18 protein-coding genes are annotated in these 17,369 nt (G+C 38.1%); 12 read left to right on the top strand and 6 right to left on the bottom strand.

Translation table 11 applies throughout. The features are described 5' to 3' along the window. Positions 1–35: 35 nt before the first annotated feature. The 4 genes from QUE09_RS11325 (at position 36) to QUE09_RS11310 (ending at position 3,946) form a co-directional block, all read left to right on the top strand. Positions 36–1,208: a dicarboxylate/amino acid:cation symporter gene (locus QUE09_RS11325; protein WP_286232869.1), complete on the top strand. Its 1,173-nt coding sequence runs from the start codon at positions 36–38 to the stop codon at positions 1,206–1,208. Between the two features lie 510 nt (positions 1,209–1,718). Then, on the top strand, positions 1,719–2,288 hold the full coding sequence (locus tag QUE09_RS11320) for a PhnA domain-containing protein (RefSeq protein WP_286232868.1): 570 nt from the start codon (positions 1,719–1,721) through the stop codon (positions 2,286–2,288). Positions 2,289–2,580: 292 nt separating this feature from the next. Next, positions 2,581–3,495: a DMT family transporter gene (locus QUE09_RS11315; protein WP_286232867.1), complete on the top strand. Its 915-nt coding sequence runs from the start codon at positions 2,581–2,583 to the stop codon at positions 3,493–3,495. Then, positions 3,488–3,946, top strand: coding sequence for a GNAT family N-acetyltransferase (locus QUE09_RS11310; protein WP_286232866.1), 459 nt, complete (start codon positions 3,488–3,490; stop codon positions 3,944–3,946). The genes QUE09_RS11315 and QUE09_RS11310 overlap by 8 nt, the downstream gene beginning before the upstream one ends. Positions 3,947–3,995: 49 nt before the next feature. Here QUE09_RS11310 and QUE09_RS11305 read toward each other — a convergent pair whose 3' ends face one another. From QUE09_RS11305 to QUE09_RS11280, 6 genes are all read right to left on the bottom strand, one after another. Then, on the bottom strand, positions 3,996–5,336 hold the full coding sequence (locus QUE09_RS11305) for an HD-GYP domain-containing protein (protein WP_286232865.1): 1,341 nt from the start codon (positions 5,334–5,336) through the stop codon (positions 3,996–3,998). A gap of 195 nt (positions 5,337–5,531) precedes the next feature. Beyond that, on the bottom strand, positions 5,532–5,975 hold the full coding sequence (gene fur, locus QUE09_RS11300; RefSeq protein WP_286232864.1) for a ferric iron uptake transcriptional regulator: 444 nt from the start codon (positions 5,973–5,975) through the stop codon (positions 5,532–5,534). A gap of 206 nt (positions 5,976–6,181) precedes the next feature. Then, the gene (gene fldA / locus QUE09_RS11295) at positions 6,182–6,709 is read right to left on the bottom strand and encodes a flavodoxin FldA (RefSeq protein ID WP_286232863.1); all 528 of its coding nucleotides are present in this window, start codon (positions 6,707–6,709) and stop codon (positions 6,182–6,184) included. A 19-nt stretch (positions 6,710–6,728) separates the two neighbouring features. Next, the gene (ybfE, locus tag QUE09_RS11290) at positions 6,729–7,010 is read right to left on the bottom strand and encodes a LexA regulated protein (RefSeq protein ID WP_286232862.1); all 282 of its coding nucleotides are present in this window, start codon (positions 7,008–7,010) and stop codon (positions 6,729–6,731) included. 2 nt (positions 7,011–7,012) lie between these two features. Continuing rightward, complete coding sequence (locus QUE09_RS11285; RefSeq protein ID WP_286232861.1) at positions 7,013–7,234, bottom strand: DUF2788 domain-containing protein; 222 nt, start codon at positions 7,232–7,234, stop codon at positions 7,013–7,015. A 110-nt stretch (positions 7,235–7,344) separates the two neighbouring features. Next, a complete protein-coding gene (locus QUE09_RS11280; protein WP_286232860.1) occupies positions 7,345–8,115 on the bottom strand; it encodes an alpha/beta fold hydrolase in 771 nt (256 codons plus the stop codon). A 126-nt stretch (positions 8,116–8,241) separates the two neighbouring features. Here QUE09_RS11280 and seqA point away from each other — a divergent pair, with 126 nt between their 5' ends. From seqA to QUE09_RS11240, 8 genes are all read left to right on the top strand, one after another. Further along, a complete protein-coding gene (seqA, locus tag QUE09_RS11275) occupies positions 8,242–8,790 on the top strand; it encodes a replication initiation negative regulator SeqA (protein WP_286232859.1) in 549 nt (182 codons plus the stop codon). A gap of 16 nt (positions 8,791–8,806) precedes the next feature. Beyond that, on the top strand, positions 8,807–10,453 hold the full coding sequence (gene pgm / locus QUE09_RS11270) for a phosphoglucomutase (alpha-D-glucose-1,6-bisphosphate-dependent) (RefSeq protein ID WP_286232858.1): 1,647 nt from the start codon (positions 8,807–8,809) through the stop codon (positions 10,451–10,453). Between the two features lie 98 nt (positions 10,454–10,551). Beyond that, the gene (locus tag QUE09_RS11265; RefSeq protein WP_286232857.1) at positions 10,552–11,289 is read left to right on the top strand and encodes a GGDEF domain-containing protein; all 738 of its coding nucleotides are present in this window, start codon (positions 10,552–10,554) and stop codon (positions 11,287–11,289) included. Between the two features lie 180 nt (positions 11,290–11,469). After that, on the top strand, positions 11,470–12,549 hold the full coding sequence (gene astE, locus QUE09_RS11260; protein WP_286232856.1) for a succinylglutamate desuccinylase: 1,080 nt from the start codon (positions 11,470–11,472) through the stop codon (positions 12,547–12,549). 289 nt (positions 12,550–12,838) lie between these two features. Further along, complete coding sequence (locus tag QUE09_RS11255; RefSeq protein WP_286232855.1) at positions 12,839–14,023, top strand: thiamine pyrophosphate-dependent dehydrogenase E1 component subunit alpha; 1,185 nt, start codon at positions 12,839–12,841, stop codon at positions 14,021–14,023. After that, a complete protein-coding gene (locus QUE09_RS11250; protein ID WP_286232854.1) occupies positions 14,023–15,000 on the top strand; it encodes an alpha-ketoacid dehydrogenase subunit beta in 978 nt (325 codons plus the stop codon). The genes QUE09_RS11255 and QUE09_RS11250 overlap by 1 nt, the downstream gene beginning before the upstream one ends. Before the next feature lie 10 nt (positions 15,001–15,010). After that, a complete protein-coding gene (locus tag QUE09_RS11245; RefSeq protein ID WP_286232853.1) occupies positions 15,011–16,567 on the top strand; it encodes a dihydrolipoyllysine-residue acetyltransferase in 1,557 nt (518 codons plus the stop codon). A gap of 148 nt (positions 16,568–16,715) precedes the next feature. Next, complete coding sequence (locus QUE09_RS11240) at positions 16,716–17,312, top strand: PepSY domain-containing protein (RefSeq protein WP_286232852.1); 597 nt, start codon at positions 16,716–16,718, stop codon at positions 17,310–17,312. Positions 17,313–17,369: the final 57 nt, after the last annotated feature.

Below are 17,369 nucleotides of genomic sequence, written 5' to 3'. Positions count from 1 at the left end.
CTCACAATAAAAATACTATAAAAATCGGAGTTCCTATGAATCTTGTTTTAAAGCTTATTGCTGGCATTGTTGCTGGTATCTTAGTGGGCTTATATGCCCCCGAATTTATCGTACAGCTTGTCTTTACTGCACAAAATTTAATTGGTCAGTTAATTAAGTTTACTATCCCATTAATTATCTTATTTTACATTGCAAGCGGTATCGCCTCTTTGCCTAAAGGTTCGGGTTCTCTATTGGGGAAAACTGTTGGCTTAGCATACGGCTCTACGATTGTTGCTGGTATCTTAGCATTTATTGTTGCAAGTAATGTTTTACCTGAACTTACAGCAAGTACGGTTTCTGAAGCGTCACACGGTGGCGAAGTAAAAGGCTTTATTGATATTCAAGTAAACCCGTTGTTTGATGTGATGAGTGCTCTTGCTGTTGCCTTTATTTTTGGTATCGGCATTAGCGCAACGAATGCGACTTCATTGCGAACGACACTAAATGAAGCAAAAGATGTTATCGAACAGTTATTATCCAAAGTGATAATTCCAGCATTGCCTTTTTATATTGCTGGTGTGTTTGCCGAAATGACGGTAGATGGTTCGGTATTTTCGACATTAAAAACATTTGGTATCGTTTTAGTGTTAGCGGTAATAATGCACTGGGTTTGGATATCAATATTATATGTTGCCACAGGCGCTGCAACAGGCAAATCGCCAGCTAAGCTATTGAAAAATATGATGCCCGCTTATTTTACAGCATTAGGTACCATGTCTAGTGCAGCTACAATTCCGGTTTCTTTACGTGCTAATAAACAGAATGACGTAAGCGATGGCGTGGCTAATTTTACCGTACCATTGTGTGCTTCTATTCATTTAAGTGGTTCTACAATTACCATCGTAACATGTGCTACTGCAGTCATGATAATGACACCTGATTTAGCGTTACCTGGATTAACTGGCATGCTTGGTTTTATTTTTATGCTTGGTGTTACTATGATTGCAGCGCCAGGTGCTCCAGGTGGGGCTGTAATGTCTGCGTTAGGGCTGTTAGCAAGTATGCTAGGCTTTTCAGACGCAGCACTTGCTTTGATGATAGCATTATACATGGCACAAGATAGTTTTGGTACAGCCTGTAATGTTACTGGTGACGGTGCTATTGCTCTTTGGGTGGATAAGTTTGCCGGTGAAGAAGGCTTGACTCCAGTAGAAAATAAACAATAAGGATTATTTATTTTTTACCATAAAAGGTCGCGTAGCGGCCTTTTTTGTTGTCTGTTTTAAACTACATCCTATGGGTATGGTGATCGTTCAGTCGGGTTTTGCCTGTAAAGCTTAGCTTATCAGTATTAGTTAAGTTTTTTTCAAGTGTCTTTTTAATGCTAAATTTCCGTAATAGCGCTTTTTGTTATTTATCGATAGGCATGATGTAAACGGACTCCCTTTGAAGCGATAACGGCAACTACTTTTAAAGACGGTAATGCTTGTTAGTCAAGGATGTCTGACACCGACAATATAACGAGAGAGATAAACAATAGATGAAAGTATTTTACGATGAATCTCAGTAAACGCTGAAAGACATAAACGCCCTAATAGGGAGCCGTGTCAAAATCACCTGCTATGCAGGTGGATTATTTACTTTTTAACGATTTATTTAGACATTTCGCTTTAATTCCCCTTTTTTAATATGGGTATAAAGGGCATAATAGCGCAAATTTTTTTAAGGATGTCATTATGCCAGTTGAACAAGCATTACAAGCACGCAGTAACTCTCAATGTGAATTATGCGGAGCATCCGATCAGTTAACTGTATACTCGATTCCCCCTGAAAGTGATGGCAGTGTGCAGCAAAGTGCCTATCTTTGTCATACGTGTATATCGCAAATGTCAGGTGAGCAAGCGATAGATATTAATCATTGGCGATGTTTAAACGATAGCATGTGGAGTCAAGAGCCTGCGATTCAAGTTTTGTCTTATCGCATGTTACATAAACTTTCATCTGAGTCTTTTGCTCAAGATGCACTTGATATGATGTACTTGGAAGATGAAGTTCGTACGTGGGCTGAACAGGGCATTGCTGCAGAGCAAACTAATGGGCCTACTCGCGATTGCAATGGTACAGAATTGAGTGCGGGAGACAACGTCACGCTGATCAAAGATCTAAAGGTAAAAGGGGCAAACTTTACTGCTAAGCAAGGTACTATGGTAAGGGGAATATCGTTAACAGATAACCCTGAACATATTGAAGGGAAAGTAAACGGTACTAAAATTGTGTTGGTAGCTGCGTATTTAAAAAAGGCGTAGCTCAAAAAGTGACGTAATTGGATGTTGACTTATTATTTATAGAGCGTCACTATTAAGAAAATTAGAATTTTACAAAATAAGTAAAGAACTTAATGTTAACTTTTCAATCAGCAAATCTCTGTACTCAGCTTAAGCGCCGCGTCGTCGTAAAGACAATGCGTTGGAGTCTGTTTGCTGCGGAAAGTTAAGCTAAGGCTTTAGCTAAAAACCGCAGTTTCTATACTGCGGTTTTTTTTATTCAAATCGCAACTGAAACTACTTTTAAACGTTTTACATCAAAAGGAGTGAAGCAATGCGCGTACCTTTAGCGTACCTTGCCGTTGTGATAATTTGGTCTACTACGCCACTTGGTATTGTATGGAGCAGTGAATCTGTCCATCCAACGATGGCTGTATTAATGCGAATGGTAATCGCATGGCTGATTGGTGTTACTGTTATTTTGATTTGCCGTATACACATTCCTTGGCATAAACAAGCGTTTAAACTGTATGGCTTTTCAGCGATAGGTATTTTTGGTGGTATGTCTTTTTCTTATACTGCTGCGACTTATATTTCTTCGGGATTAATGTCTTTAATCTTTGGCTTAGCGCCGATCTTGTCCGGGTTATTGGCGCAAAAAATGTTAGCCGAACCAAAGTTTTCGTTAACGAAAAAAGTAGCATTAATCGCTGCACTAGCTGGTCTTTTTATTGTTTGTCTTGATAATATGGCTTTAAAAGATGATGCCTATATCGGTATCATGTTGATATTGGCTGGTGTGTTTTTCTTTAGTATAAGCGGTGTACTTATAAAGTCAGTACCGTTGGCGATTAACCCTATTTCAACAACAGTTGGTGCCTTAACATTTAGCTTGCCACTTTTTTTGATCTTATGGTTAGTTTTCGACGGTTCATTGCCTATAGAACAATGGCAGTTTCGCTCAATTGCTGCGATTGTTTATCTCGGTATTTTTGGCTCGTTGATTGGTTTTATCGCATATTTTTATGTGTTACAAAAGCTGTCTGCGAGCACGGTTGCATTGGTAACGATGATCACGCCTGTATTGGCATTGATGTTAGGGCACTTGCTTAATGATGAAGTATTAACAGCGAATTTAGTTGCTGGTGCCGTCTTGGTTATTCTAGGGCTTTCATGTTTTCAATGGAGTAGTAAAGTGGAAGCGGTTGTTGCTAAAAGTGTTAATAAGAAGAGAAAGGTAAGTGAATAAGAATGAAGATAAGTCGTCCTTAACTTTTACGTTTCGTAAAGCATCAGATAACGATATCAGTTACTTAGTTGCGCTCAGAAAAGAGACAATGACTCCTCACTTATTAACAGCTGGACTTGTTTACACTGACGAACAACATATTGAGCGGATAACAGAGTACTTCAGCGATTCTTATCTTATTTGTCTTGAGGGACAACCGATAGGTTTAATAAAGCTGGCACAAACTAAAACTAACTGGCATATCCGCCAATTACAAATAGCGTGTCGAATGCAGGGTAAAGGACTTGGTACAAAACTACTCACCTTATTACAAAGTAAAGCGCAGGCGTTAAATGTATCTATCACTTTAAATGTACTTTTTAAAAACCCAGCTTTAGCATTATACCAACGTTGTGGATTTAAAGTGATTGGTGAGAATGCATTAGAGTACCAAATGCGCTGGCGGCCTTAGCTATTCATTATTTACAAAGCTTATTTTAGGTCAACGAAGCAGTTAAGGATTACTGGTAGTCTGTCCATGCTTGTAGCAGGTTTTGATCTAAGATTGTCATTTTCTCTTTCAATTGCGAAGTAATGTCATGTTTGTCTGGTACTTCTTCATTGATACAGCTAGGAATAATACGAAACGCTTTTTTAAATAACCAAAGCAATTCATATTGCATATCATCGAGTTCCTGTAACTCTTGGTGAACTTCGTTGTAGTCTGCATCTTTTATATTTTCTAACCAGTCAAGGGTTTCGGGGCTAGTGAAGCCGCCTCGGGTAATGATATTGCTAATTTTTTTATATGAATCAAGTAATGCATTGCGATGTTTACCATGTGTATCTGGCGGTAACATTTTCACAAAATCAGAAAATGCAAAATGTAACTGCATCATTCTAACCCGTTGTAAAATAATTCTTTTGGGGACAGATAAAAACGTTTGCCGATCAAGCAATTCTCCAATGTCTAACTCTGCGCGCTGTAAAATAGCGTACATCGCTTGATAAGATTCAAACTTAAATGAATTTAAGTTAATCTGAAGATAAGGCAATATATTTGCCATTGATTTACCCGTTAAGTTGTATTGTCTTGTGCGAATATGACAAATCATATCTGCTAAGCCAATTAACTGACCAACATTACACAGTTTATCGTCATGTAATTCATTGGGGTAGCCAGTACCATCACAGCGCTCGTGATGTTCTTTAATCGCTCTATATACTTCATCATCAAAAGGATGAATTAGTTTTGCAATTGCGGTGCTGATTAACATGTGTTGTTTAATAGAGTGCCATTCTTCGCTGGTATAATGACTTTTTTTATTCACTAATGTCGGCTCTACATGTAAAAGTCCTAAATCATGTATCAGGCCGGCATAAAAAGTATTCGTTACTTGTTGCGGGGTTAACTTCATTTGCTTAGCCAATAAACAGGCTAACCAGGTACTAAACAAAGTTTGATCAAAAATACCCGGTAATTGAATTTTTAAGATAGTGAGTTTTTGTAATAGAATTCGAGGTATTTGTTTTTCGATACACAGCTGATTTAAGGTGCTCGCAAATTTACTACTTTCATGGATTTTCGCGAGATCTGGATATTTTTGAATATAATCAACAAACTCGTTTTCTAAACTTTTATCAGTTAAACAACCCTCCACGGAAATCAATGCGTCAAGCTGCTGCTGCATTTTGTGTCCCACTAAAAAGTCGTGTACTCGGTATTCAATAGCTGTGCCTTTAGGTAAAAGCAACGCCCCAGTTGAATTATAAATATCTTCAGTGGCAACTACATCATTAGTCTCATTTACGTCAGATAAATGATTGACATAGTGTTCATTATTGCCAGCTTCTTTGCTCACTGAGACTCCCTTTATGTTGAACGGTACAGAAAGTGTCGCTTTATCGCATTTTATTTTTGCTAACTTATTGAACTCATTTTACTTATAGCACAAATATCTTAAAAGAGCGAAGTTATAAGGGGAAGAGGGGAGTAATACTTTTGATGCGGGGTAAAAGCGAAAAAGCGGCCTTTTACTGCCGCTTTCTGATTATAATTATTGGTGGGTTTTTCTATATTTTTCACACGCATCTTTATCTTCGCACTCACCATATAAATACAGGCTATGGTTTGTTAGGCGAATGTTATGCGCGTTTGCGATATCTTCCTGACGTTGTTCAATCACGTCATCTTCAAATTCTACAACTTTGCCACATTTTAAGCAGACTAAATGGTCATGATGCTTTTTATGACTTAGTTCGAATACTGATTTACCACCTTCAAAATGGTGGCGAGTTACGATACCCGCATCGTCAAATTGGTTTAGTACACGATAAACAGTCGCGAGACCAATTTCTTCATTTTGATCAAGCAAAATTTTGTATACGTCTTCTGCGCTAATATGTTGATTATTTGGATCTTGCAAAATGGCTAAGATCTTAACGCGGGGTAACGTAATCTTTAATCCGGCTCTTTTTAGTTCTTCGTTTTGATCTGGCATGAAGTAACGTCTCAATTGGTCCTAAAGGGTAAAATTATAGTGTTAATCGCAGTGATATTAAAGCGCTATTTACGTTAATTTACTAATACTGTATTGCTTATTTATTTGTTTTTGTTGATAAAACCCTAAAATATTTAAGGGTATATAGTTTTTAGGTATAAAAAAACCTGCTGAAAAGCAGGCTTTATAATTGATTTAGATCTGTGTTAGTCAGCAAGTTCAGCTAAACACATTTCTTCGTATACTAGATTTACCCATTTATCGACACGCTCTTCTGTTAGTTCAGGTTGACGATCTTCATCAACACATAAACCGATAAATGTGTTTTCGTCGATAAGGGCTTTTGAAGCTTCAAATTCATATCCTTCATTCGGCCAATTAGCAACGATTATTGCACCTTTAGATTCGCAAATATCTCTTAATGGTTCCATCGCATCACAGAAGTATTCTGCGTAATCTTCTTGATCGCCTAAGCCATAAATAGCAACAAGCTTGTCGGTAAAATCAATTTCTTCAAGTTCAGGTAAGAAATCATCCCAATCACATTGGTTTTCACCGTAATACCAAGTGGGAATACCTAAAATAATCAGATCAAAAGCAGCAATATCTTCTTTGGTACTTTTGGCAATATCTTTTACCTCAACCATCTTTTTGCCCAATTTCTTTTGGATCATTTTGCCTACAGCTTCAGTGTTACCTGTGTCACTACCAAAAAATAAACCTACAATTGCCATGAATAATAACCTTTTAACTTTAATTTTCTTCGTTTGCTAACGCTTTTACGATAAGTGATTCGATAAGCTCACTTCTGTTACAGTCAGCATTCTTTGCTAATTGATCTAATTTTTCTATCAGATTTTGATGAATTTTAAACTCAACGCGTTTTAGGCCGTTATTACGGTCTCGCTTAACTTGATTTCGTTTATTAATACGAATCTGAACACTCCGCGAATGCGGATTGGTTTTTGGGCGTCCAGGTCGCTTATCGTCACCAAATAAGTCGATTGTCGTCAAATCTGCTTCGTGTTTTGCCATGATTAACCTAGGCCCTGACTTTCCCAAATGAATTGGATCACGCCTTTAGCAATGAAGCCAGCACAGCCTAAAAACAACACGAAATACACAACGTATTGTCCCATTTTAGGTACATTATTCTTTTTCATAACGTCATGAATAGATAACCCTATGAAAATAAATATAAAAACAAAAAATAGGTTTAACCCTATTGTTTCAATTAAAGCAAAGTGTTCAGCAAGCATAATTCACCTTAAAAAATTCAGGCGCGACTATAGCACATTGAGAGCACTTTACGTATTATTTTTAACATGAATAATATTGCATATGCAATAAAAAGTAAAAATAAATGTCGTTAATCGTTTTTTTCTAAAAAATCGCCTACTATTTTGTTGAATGCGGTTGTTTTCTCCGCATGTAACCAATGGCCTGCACCTTGAATAATTTTGGCCTTTGCATTAGGAAATAACCTATTTATTGTTTCGCGGTGATCACTCGTAATGTACTGAGATTCACCACCTTTAATAAACAATGTTTGACCTGAAAACTGTTCGTTCCCTTGATACGCTGCCATTATCTGAGCATAACGGTGTGTTAGAAAGGCAAGGTTACATTTGAATATAAAATGGTCTCTTTGTTTCGTCAGGTTTCGAAGAAGAAACTGTCTTATTCCAGGTTCTGGTACGTAAGCTGATAGCGTTGCGTCTGCTTCTTTTCTATTAGCTATGTTATCAAGTTCGATAGCATTTAACCCTGCGAATATTTTTTCATGATGTGGCGGATAGGCAACAGGAGCAATGTCTGCAATTATTAGCTTGTTGATACGATGAGGGTATTGCAATGCAACTTGCATTGCTATTTTTCCTCCCATGGAGTGACCGAGAATACTTGCCTGCGTTATGTCGAGTGCATCCATTGTATCAATAATATCTTTAGCTAAAGATTCATAATTCATATCATCAATGTGGGGAGAGGCGCCATGATTTCTAACGTCGACATTCGTTACTTTATATTGAAGGCTAAGAGGTTTGGCAACCATGTTTAAGTTTTCAAGACTGCCTAGTAGTCCATGTATGAGTATAAGGTCGCTACCACTGCCTTGTTGTTGATAATGAAGTATGGTCATGGAATATAAATTTTGTGAATAATGGCGTTATTATACTGAATTTCATCAATAAGCTAAATTCCCTCTAGAGACTTGTTGTGAAGCTCAGTATAATCTTGCTCGCAATTATAGTGGTAAGGTTATTAGATGAAACATATCGAAATAGATGAAGAGTTGTATCAATATTTGGCGTCAAACACACAGTATATCGGCGAAAGTGCATCTTCCATTTTGCGCCGCTTGTTATCCTTGCCAGGTAACCAATCGCAAGATATAAAGATAAGCGAAGATAAAGTAACAAAAACCTTTACGGTTGATAAAAAAGAGCCTGCACCTTCACAGGTTAAAATAAATAAAAACAAAAACGTATTCGATGTTATAAATAAGGAAGAGCTAGCTATGCAACGGGGTGTAGTTGGTCGATTTTTGTTGTTATTATCAGCATTGCATCGTATGCATGGTGAGGCGTTTTCAATTGTGCTAAATATAAGAGGTCGCGATCGCTTGTATTTTGCTGATAGCGAAAAAGCGTTAAGTGAATCTGGTAGCAGTACTAAACCGCGTCAAATACCAGATAGTCGATTTTGGGTGATTACTAATTCAAACACGACGCGTAAGAAAATGATGATTACAGAAGTCGCAAAAGCATTAGGTTACGAAGAGAATCAAATAGAGAAAATTCGAGATTTACTTTAGTTATTAAGGGGTTTTAATGTCGGTTCATAAACACGCGGGACAGAAAGCATCGCCAAGTGATTTAGAAAATATTCCACTGGTTGTGAGTCACTATTATCTTTTTCAACCGGATGTAAAAGAGATTGCGCAACGTGTTAAATTCGGCACCTCCGGACATCGTGGGAACGCTAGTAACCTTAGTTTTAATGAACACCACATCATCGCTATATGCCAAGCGATTGCTGAATACCGCCATCAAGAGGGGATCGATGGGCCTTTGTTTTTAGGTAAAGATACGCACGCTTTATCTGAACCTGCATTTGCAACGGCTTTAAGTGTGCTAATTGCTAATAACGTCCCCGTTATTGTTCAGGAAGATCTTGGTTTTACGCCAACCCCTGTTATCTCTCGATTAATCGTTGATTATAATAATAGCAATGCTGCTAATGCCGATGGCATTATCATTACACCTTCACATAACCCACCGGCTGACGGCGGCATAAAATATAACCCTCCTCATGGTGGGCCAGCCGAAGGTGAAATTACAGCACTAATCGAAAGGCGTGCGAATGATATTATTCAAAGAGGTTTACTTGACGCTAAACAATCTAGTTATCAACATGCGTTGACTTCACCTCTACTACGAAAACAAGATTTTATCGGTTTTTATGTCGCGGAATTAAGCAAAGTCATTAATCTAAAAGCAATTAGTGAAGCGGGTGTAACTATAGGTGCAGATCCTATGGGGGGCTCAGGTATTCACTACTGGCCAGCGATAGCCGAGCATTATCATTTGGCGTTAAGTGTTGTGAATGAAAACGTAGATCCAAGTTTCTCATTTATGACACTCGATAAGGATGGCAAAATTCGTATGGATTGTTCTTCTCCATACGCAATGGCAAGCTTGATAGAGCTTAAAGATAGCTTTGATATTGCCGTTGGGAATGATGCTGATTTTGATCGTCACGGTATTGTGACCAAAACAGGCGGCCTAATGAATCCCAATCATTTTTTGGCAGTCGCCATTCATTATTTAATGACTCATCGAAGTTGGCCAGAAGACTGTAAAATAGGAAAAACACTTGTTTCTAGTTCAATGATCGATCGCGTGGCTGCGTCACTTAATAAGCCGTTAGCAGAAGTGCCTGTTGGCTTTAAATGGTTTGTTGAGGGGTTACATTCTGGTGAGTATGCCTTTGGCGGTGAAGAAAGCGCTGGCGCCACATTCTTAGCACTAGATGGCAGCTGTTGGACGACAGACAAAGATGGGTTTGTTATGGCGCTATTGGCAGCAGAAATTTTAGCGGTAACGGGTAAAGATCCTCAACAGTATTATAATGAACTTGCGCAATCGTTAGGTGAGCCTTGTTATAAACGCAACGAGGCAGTTGCCAGTTACGAACAAAAGCAGGTCTTTTCAGCTATTGATATCAATGAAATTGAAGAAAAAACGCTTGCTGATGAACCCATTAAAGAAAAAATGACTCACGCACCGGCAAACGGCGCCGCTATCGGTGGCATAAAAATTACTGCTGAAAACGGTTGGTTTGCCGCTAGACCTTCAGGCACAGAAGATATCTATAAAATATATGCAGAAAGTTTCATTAGTGAAGCACATCTCGACTTAATTATTCATGAAGCTCAACATATTGTTAATAAATTATTTACAAAAAATAAAGCATAAATTGTTCAAATAAAGTACAATTAGCCGGTTTGAATTATCAAGGATGATATTTAGACGTTAAATAATTTAAAAATAATAATATTTTTCAAAGAGATAGTATGCCTCATCGTCAGTATTTTCATCGGCCAACCGTGATTAAAGACCTCATTATTATTGCGGTTGTAAATTTCGCATTTTTGATACTTTTTATGCAAGTCGATTTTTTCGAATGGTTGTATTTATTTGTGCAACAGAATGAAAAATATGAAATTGATGAATTTATACCTGTAACTTTCACATTGGTCATAAGTTGGTTGGTCTTTAGTTATCGTCGAATTAAAGAACTTGGCATTATGGCGCATACCCTTGAACAAATTTCATTGATTGATCCACTAACTGGATTGCCAAACAGGCGTTCAGGCCAACTTAGCTTGATTTCATGGTGTGAGTTAGCGAATAAACATAATCAAGCATTTGCCGTTTATCAAATTGATTTAGATGACTTTAAAAAGGTTAATGATTTATATGGTCAAATTGTAGGCGATGAAGTGCTAAAACAAGTAACGAGAAAGCTATACACGGCCTTACCACAAAAAGCTGTGTTGTGCCGCTGGTTAGATGATAACTTTATTGTTATTGCGCCACTATTGCCTGAAACAACACCGTATCAAGTCGCAGAAAGATTACAGCAAGCCATAGACGATAAAACCATGACCTCTACGGTAGATGTAACCTGCAGCATTGGTTATGCTATTTACGAAAAAAATCATATTGCTGAAGATATTTTACATGATGCAGAAGACGCTCTGTTAGTGGCAAAGCATCGAGGTAAAAATGCTATTCACGGACATACGTAAACGCTGTTTTATTCTTTAACAGACAAAATGAGCAAGGTTAATCGAGCTAAATAATGAAAACCTGCTGTAAAGTTTTCTATCGATAAATCGCTGAATGGTCTGCTGAGCAAATTTTATAGTTAAAAAATGTGATAAATATTTTACAATAGTGCTTATCATTTATTTTATAAAGAAATTGGTTTGGGTAGATTACAACAGCAGTTACAATCTTCGGGTGATTTTTTAGCATTATCTCGCGAGCATCCTTGGTCATTGCCAGAAACATTCTCCTTTGATGTTACGCATCAATCCACATCCACACAGTGTACAGTGTCTGTTTTAGAAACAGGTATTATTTCAATAACACCAAAACATATCGATACTACGCAAGACATCGTATTGTCTAGTGGTGTGCACGGCAATGAAACAGCACCGATCGAAATTTGTCGCGATATAATTCAAAAAATTATACTTGGTCAGTTAGTTGTTAAACAACGTGTACTGTTTATTTTTGGTAATATTGCGTCGATGAATATTGCTGAGCGCTTTGTCGAGGAAAATATGAATAGACTATTTTCCGGCGGACATTCTATTGATCAAGGCAATGGTCCAGGGTTAATAAATAAAGAACGCAAGCGAGCACTATTATTAGAAAATACGATTAGAAGCTTCTATCAGCAAGGCGATAAACTTAGTGCTAACCGAGAACGCATGCACTATGATCTTCATACGGCTATACGTGGTGCAAAGTACGACAAGTTTGCTGTCTATCCTTTTTTACATGGTTCTCCTCGAAAACCAGAGCAATTACAATTTTTATTGGCTTGCGGTGTAAACACGATCTTATTGTCGAATTCACCAACAACAACCTTTAGTTACTTTTCTTCAAAACAGTTTGGCGCTGACGCGTTTACAATTGAATTAGGCAAGGTAAAGCCTTTTGGTGAAAATGACATGACACAATTTAGTCAAGTTGCAGATACGCTGACTAAATTAGTATCTGGAGAAGACCTAGCGCTTAAGCCCTACAATGAAGATGATTTTCATATTTTTACCGTTGCACAGGTAATTAATCGCGAACATCAAGATTTTCAACTTACCTTTTCTGACGATACGGTTAATTTTACTGACTTTCCTAAAGGTCATGTTATTGCCGTTGATGGCGATAGAGAAATTAAAACGCAACATAAAGGTGAGGCGATTATTTTTCCAAATGCTAATGTTGCTATTGGGCAGCGGGCAATACTCACGGTTATTCCTGCAACATTAAACGAAAATTAATCGAGAAATTTTGATTACGGTAACTCTGCTAACGTATTGTTATTAAAAGAGTGTTTGCTGGATATTTTTTGAGCTGTAAACAATAATGTTCACTTACAAATAAGTTTTAAAACGCCTGTTTTAGGAAACTTGCATTACAGTTAACGTAAAGGTAAAGTTTGCGCAGGTTAAAAAACATTAATGATAACGTACCCAAACGAAAGTCTCATTTGTGTGATCTCGCACTATACTTGATTGCATATAGGTTTTTGATATTCCCTTAAACAAGGGCAAAACATAAGAGAAGGCTATGAATACTGACATTTACAAAGAAGGTCCTGTTGTACATAACGCGGCTTTTATTGATGGTCATTCAGTTGAAATCCCCATCCTCAAAATATTACAACAAGATGGCACTGTATATGACGGCGCTGAACTTCCTGATATTAATGAAGAACACGCGGTAAAAATTTATAAAGCACTTGCTTTTCATCGCGCACTAGATGAGCGCATGATTGGTGCTCAACGCCAAGGTCGTATTAGTTTTTATATGGCAGCATTAGGCGAAGAAGCCGCAAGTGTCGGCGGAGCTGCAGGCTTGGAAGCGCAAGATATGATAATGGCGCAATACCGTGAACAAGGTGCGTTAATTTATCGTGGTTTCAGTTTAGAAGACTTTATGAACCAGATGTTTTCTAATGAAAAAGATCTAGGTAAAGGTCGTCAGATGCCGATCCATTACGGGTCTAATGCGTTGAACTACATGACTATTTCTTCTCCTTTAGGCACGCAAATTCCACAAGCAGCTGGTTATGCCTATGGTCAAAAACTTCAAGGAAAAGATGCAGTAACACTTTGTTATTTTGGTGAAGGAGCTGCTTCTGAGGGCGACTTTCATGCTGGTTTAAATATGGCCGCAGTTCACAATGCGCCGGTTATCTTTTTCTGTCGCAATAATGGTTACGCCATTTCTACACCGTCAGATGAACAATACGTTGGTAATGGTATTGCGTCGCGTGGTGTTGGATATGGCATTAAAACGATTCGTATAGATGGCAATGATATATTAGCCGTTTTAAAAGCAGTTCAACTTGCTAGAATGTACGCTTTAGAAGAAAACAAACCTGTTATTATTGAAGCCATGTCTTATCGCCTAGGGGCCCACTCTACATCTGATGATCCTTCTGGTTATCGAACCAAAGAAGAAGAAGAAAAGTGGCATGCTCATGATCCAATCTCACGTATGAAGTCGTGGATGTTAGCTAAAAATTGGTGGAATGAAGAACAAGAAACCGCATTATTTGAGCAGTTACGTGAAGATATACTAGCAGCAGTGAAAGTGGCTGAAAAAATTGATAAGCCACCTGTTGAAGACTTAGTTACTGACGTTTATGACCAAGTTCCAGAGCACTTACAAAAGCAACTTGAGTCTCTTAAAACACATATCAAGAAATATCCAGAAGCGTATCCGTTTACTGCTGGGAGAATTAAATAATGGCACAAATGAATTTATTGCAGGCAATTAATAACGCCCTAGATATTGCCATGGCAGAGAATGATAGCGCACTTTGCTTTGGCGAAGATGTTGGCCACTTTGGTGGTGTATTTAGAGCAACTAGTGGTTTACAAGAAAAATATGGTAAAGCTCGTTGCTTTAACACACCGCTTGTAGAACAAGGTATCATTGGTTTTGCTAATGGCCTTGCGGCGCAAGGCAGTACACCGATTGCTGAAATACAATTTGCTGATTATATTTTTCCCGCTTTCGATCAAATCGTAAATGAATCGGCAAAATTTAGGTATCGTAGTGGTAATGAATTTAATGTTGGTAATTTAACGATTCGTACTCCATACGGTGGCGGTATTGCGGGCGGTTTGTATCACAGTCAATCCCCAGAAGCATATTTTGCCCATACACCAGGCTTAAAAATTGTTGTGCCGCGTAATCCTTATCAGGCAAAAGGGCTTTTACTCGCGTCAATTAGAGATGATAACCCTGTTATTTTCTTTGAACCTAAACGTCTATATCGCGCTTCTGTTGGTGAGGTGCCAGAAGAAGATTATCAATTACCGATTGGTAAGGCGGAAGTTACTCAGCAAGGCAGTGATATTTCTTTACTTGCTTGGGGCGCACAAATGGAAATTATAGAAAAAGCGGCAGAAATGGCGAAGAAAGATGGTATTTCATGTGAAATCATTGATTTACGTACTATTTTACCATGGGATGTAGAAACCATTGCTAATTCGGTATTAAAAACTGGACGTTTATTAATCTCACAAGAAGCACCGTTAACCGCTGGCTTTGCGAGTGAAATTGCTGCAACTATACAGCAAGAGTGTTTCTTACATTTGGAATCTCCTATCGAAAGGGTTTGTGGTATTGATACACCATACCCACTTTCTTTAGAAAAAGAACATGCCGCTGATCACTTAAAAGTGTATGAAGCGATTAAGCGAAGCATAAATTACTAGGACTGAAAACATGAGCATTGATTTTATTTTACCGGACATCGGAGAAGGTATCGTTGAATGTGAACTGGTTGAATGGCTAGTAAAAGAGGGTGATCAAATAGTAGAAGATCAACCCGTTGCTGATGTCATGACTGATAAAGCTCTCGTGCAAATACCAGCGATGCATTCAGGCATTGTTGATAAGCTATATTATGCCAAGGGTGATATCGCAAAAGTTCATTCACCATTATTTGCAATGACACCTGAAGGTGATGTATCCGAAGAGCCAGCTACTGAAACAGTGCAAAATGAAACTGCGATACAAACGACTAGTGTAGATACGGGTGGAAAAATTGTAGAAGACTTCATTTTACCTGATATAGGTGAAGGTATTGTTGAATGTGAAGTTGTAGAGTGGTTAGTTGCAGAAGGCGATCAAATTGAAGAAGATCAGCCTGTTGCAGATGTTATGACAGACAAAGCGCTTGTACAAATTCCCGCGATGCACTCTGGCACTGTTGTTAAGCTATATTATGCCAAAGGCGAAATTGCTAAAGTACATGCCCCTTTGTTTTCCCTAGAACGTATATCAACTGACTCAGTAAATACGCCTGCGCCAGTAGCTGAGAAAGTAGCAGTAGCTTCGGTACCATCGACTAATCAAACGCCAAATGTTGAACCGAATACCAACAAGGTTAGCAATAAAAAAGCGGTTGCGAGCCCAGCAGTTCGCCGTGTGGCACGAGAATTAGGCGTTAACATCCATGAAATACCAGGTAGTGGTAAAAAAGGCCGTGTATATAAAGATGATGTAATAGCTTATAAAGATGGGGCTAGATCAACTACAACGAGTACAACAGTGACGGCAACACAAAGCGCAGGTGGTACTCGCGTTGAACCTATACGTGGTGTTAAAGCCGCAATGGCTAAGGCAATGGTTGCATCTGTTTCAACAATACCTCACTTTACGTATTGTGAAGAAATAGATATGACTAAATTGATAAAGCTGCGTAAAGAGCTTAAAGAAGTATATGCGAAACAAGATATTAAGCTTACTATGATGCCTTTTTTCATGAAAGCAATGTCTTTAGCATTGAAAGAGTTTCCCGTTATAAACTCACAGCCAAACGAAGATTGCACAGAGTTAACGTATTTTGATGATCATAATATTGGCATGGCTGTAGATTCAAAAGTTGGCTTATTAGTCCCTAATATTAAGCAAGTGCAAATTAAATCTATTCTTGATCTTGCTAAAGATATTACTCGACTAACCAATGATGCGCGTTCTGGTCGCGTAGCGGCTGAAGATTTAAAAGGTGGTACAATTTCGATTTCAAATATTGGTGCTATTGGTGGTACGGTAGCAACACCTATTATAAATAAGCCTGAATCAGCAATTGTTGCATTGGGTAAGCTACAAACTTTACCTCGTTTTAATGAACAAGGCGAGGTAGAAGCACGTTCAATTATGCAAGTCAGTTGGTCTGGTGATCATCGTGTAATTGATGGAGGCACAATTGCTCGCTTTAGCAATCTGTGGAAGTCTTTCTTAGAAGATCCTACCAATATGCTTGTTCATATGAGCTAATGTAAAATCATTGAAAAAACCTGCTTTATGCAGGTTTTTTTATCCGTTACATAACGCATTGTATAAACTAGCAATTAGTCTATATTTTCCTTTCTTATCGTAGTGTCAAAAGGTTAAAATAATTTCCTTATTTTAAAGGGAGTTATGTGTGCGTAAATTTCATCAAGTGCTAGGGTTAATTATGTTATTGCCATTTATAGCGTGGGCAATTACAGGCGTTTACTTTTTTTTCAAACCAGGTTATCAGACGGCGTATCAGCCATTGTATATTAAGGCTTATCCAATTAAGCAAACTATTAGCCTGCCTGAAGGTGATTGGCGCGAAGTGAGACAAATTAAGACCATTTTAGGTCATCATGTGATGTTGAAAACCAAAAAAAAGTGGTTGAATTATTTAATGCCAAACTGGGCGGTAATAGATAGTCCGAATGAACAACAAGTTAACGCATTAATTCAAGATGCTATTACGGCGAATAAAGCACGATACGGTGATGTTTTATCAATTGATGGTAATCAAGCGGTTACCACGACAGATGTCAACATTACCTTAAACTGGCAGCAATTGAGTTTACGTCAGCAAGGGCAAGATACGCACTTTATCAATACCATGTATAACATTCATTATTTACGCTGGACAGGGCACAAAACAATAGACCAGTATTTAGGTGTTATTGGCTTGATACTTGTCGTGATACTTGCAGGTGTTGGTACGTGGATGACATTTAAACCACGAATTCGTAAGTAAGTGTCTACTAAATAAGTACACTTGTATTGAGGTCTGACCTCTTGTTGTGTAAGGTAG

Source organism: Thalassotalea sediminis (genome assembly GCF_030295915.1).
Lineage (GTDB): Bacteria > Pseudomonadota > Gammaproteobacteria > Enterobacterales > Alteromonadaceae > Thalassotalea_C > Thalassotalea_C sediminis.
Note: the sequence above shows the minus strand (reverse complement) of the source record. Positions and strands in the feature narration are given on the sequence as shown.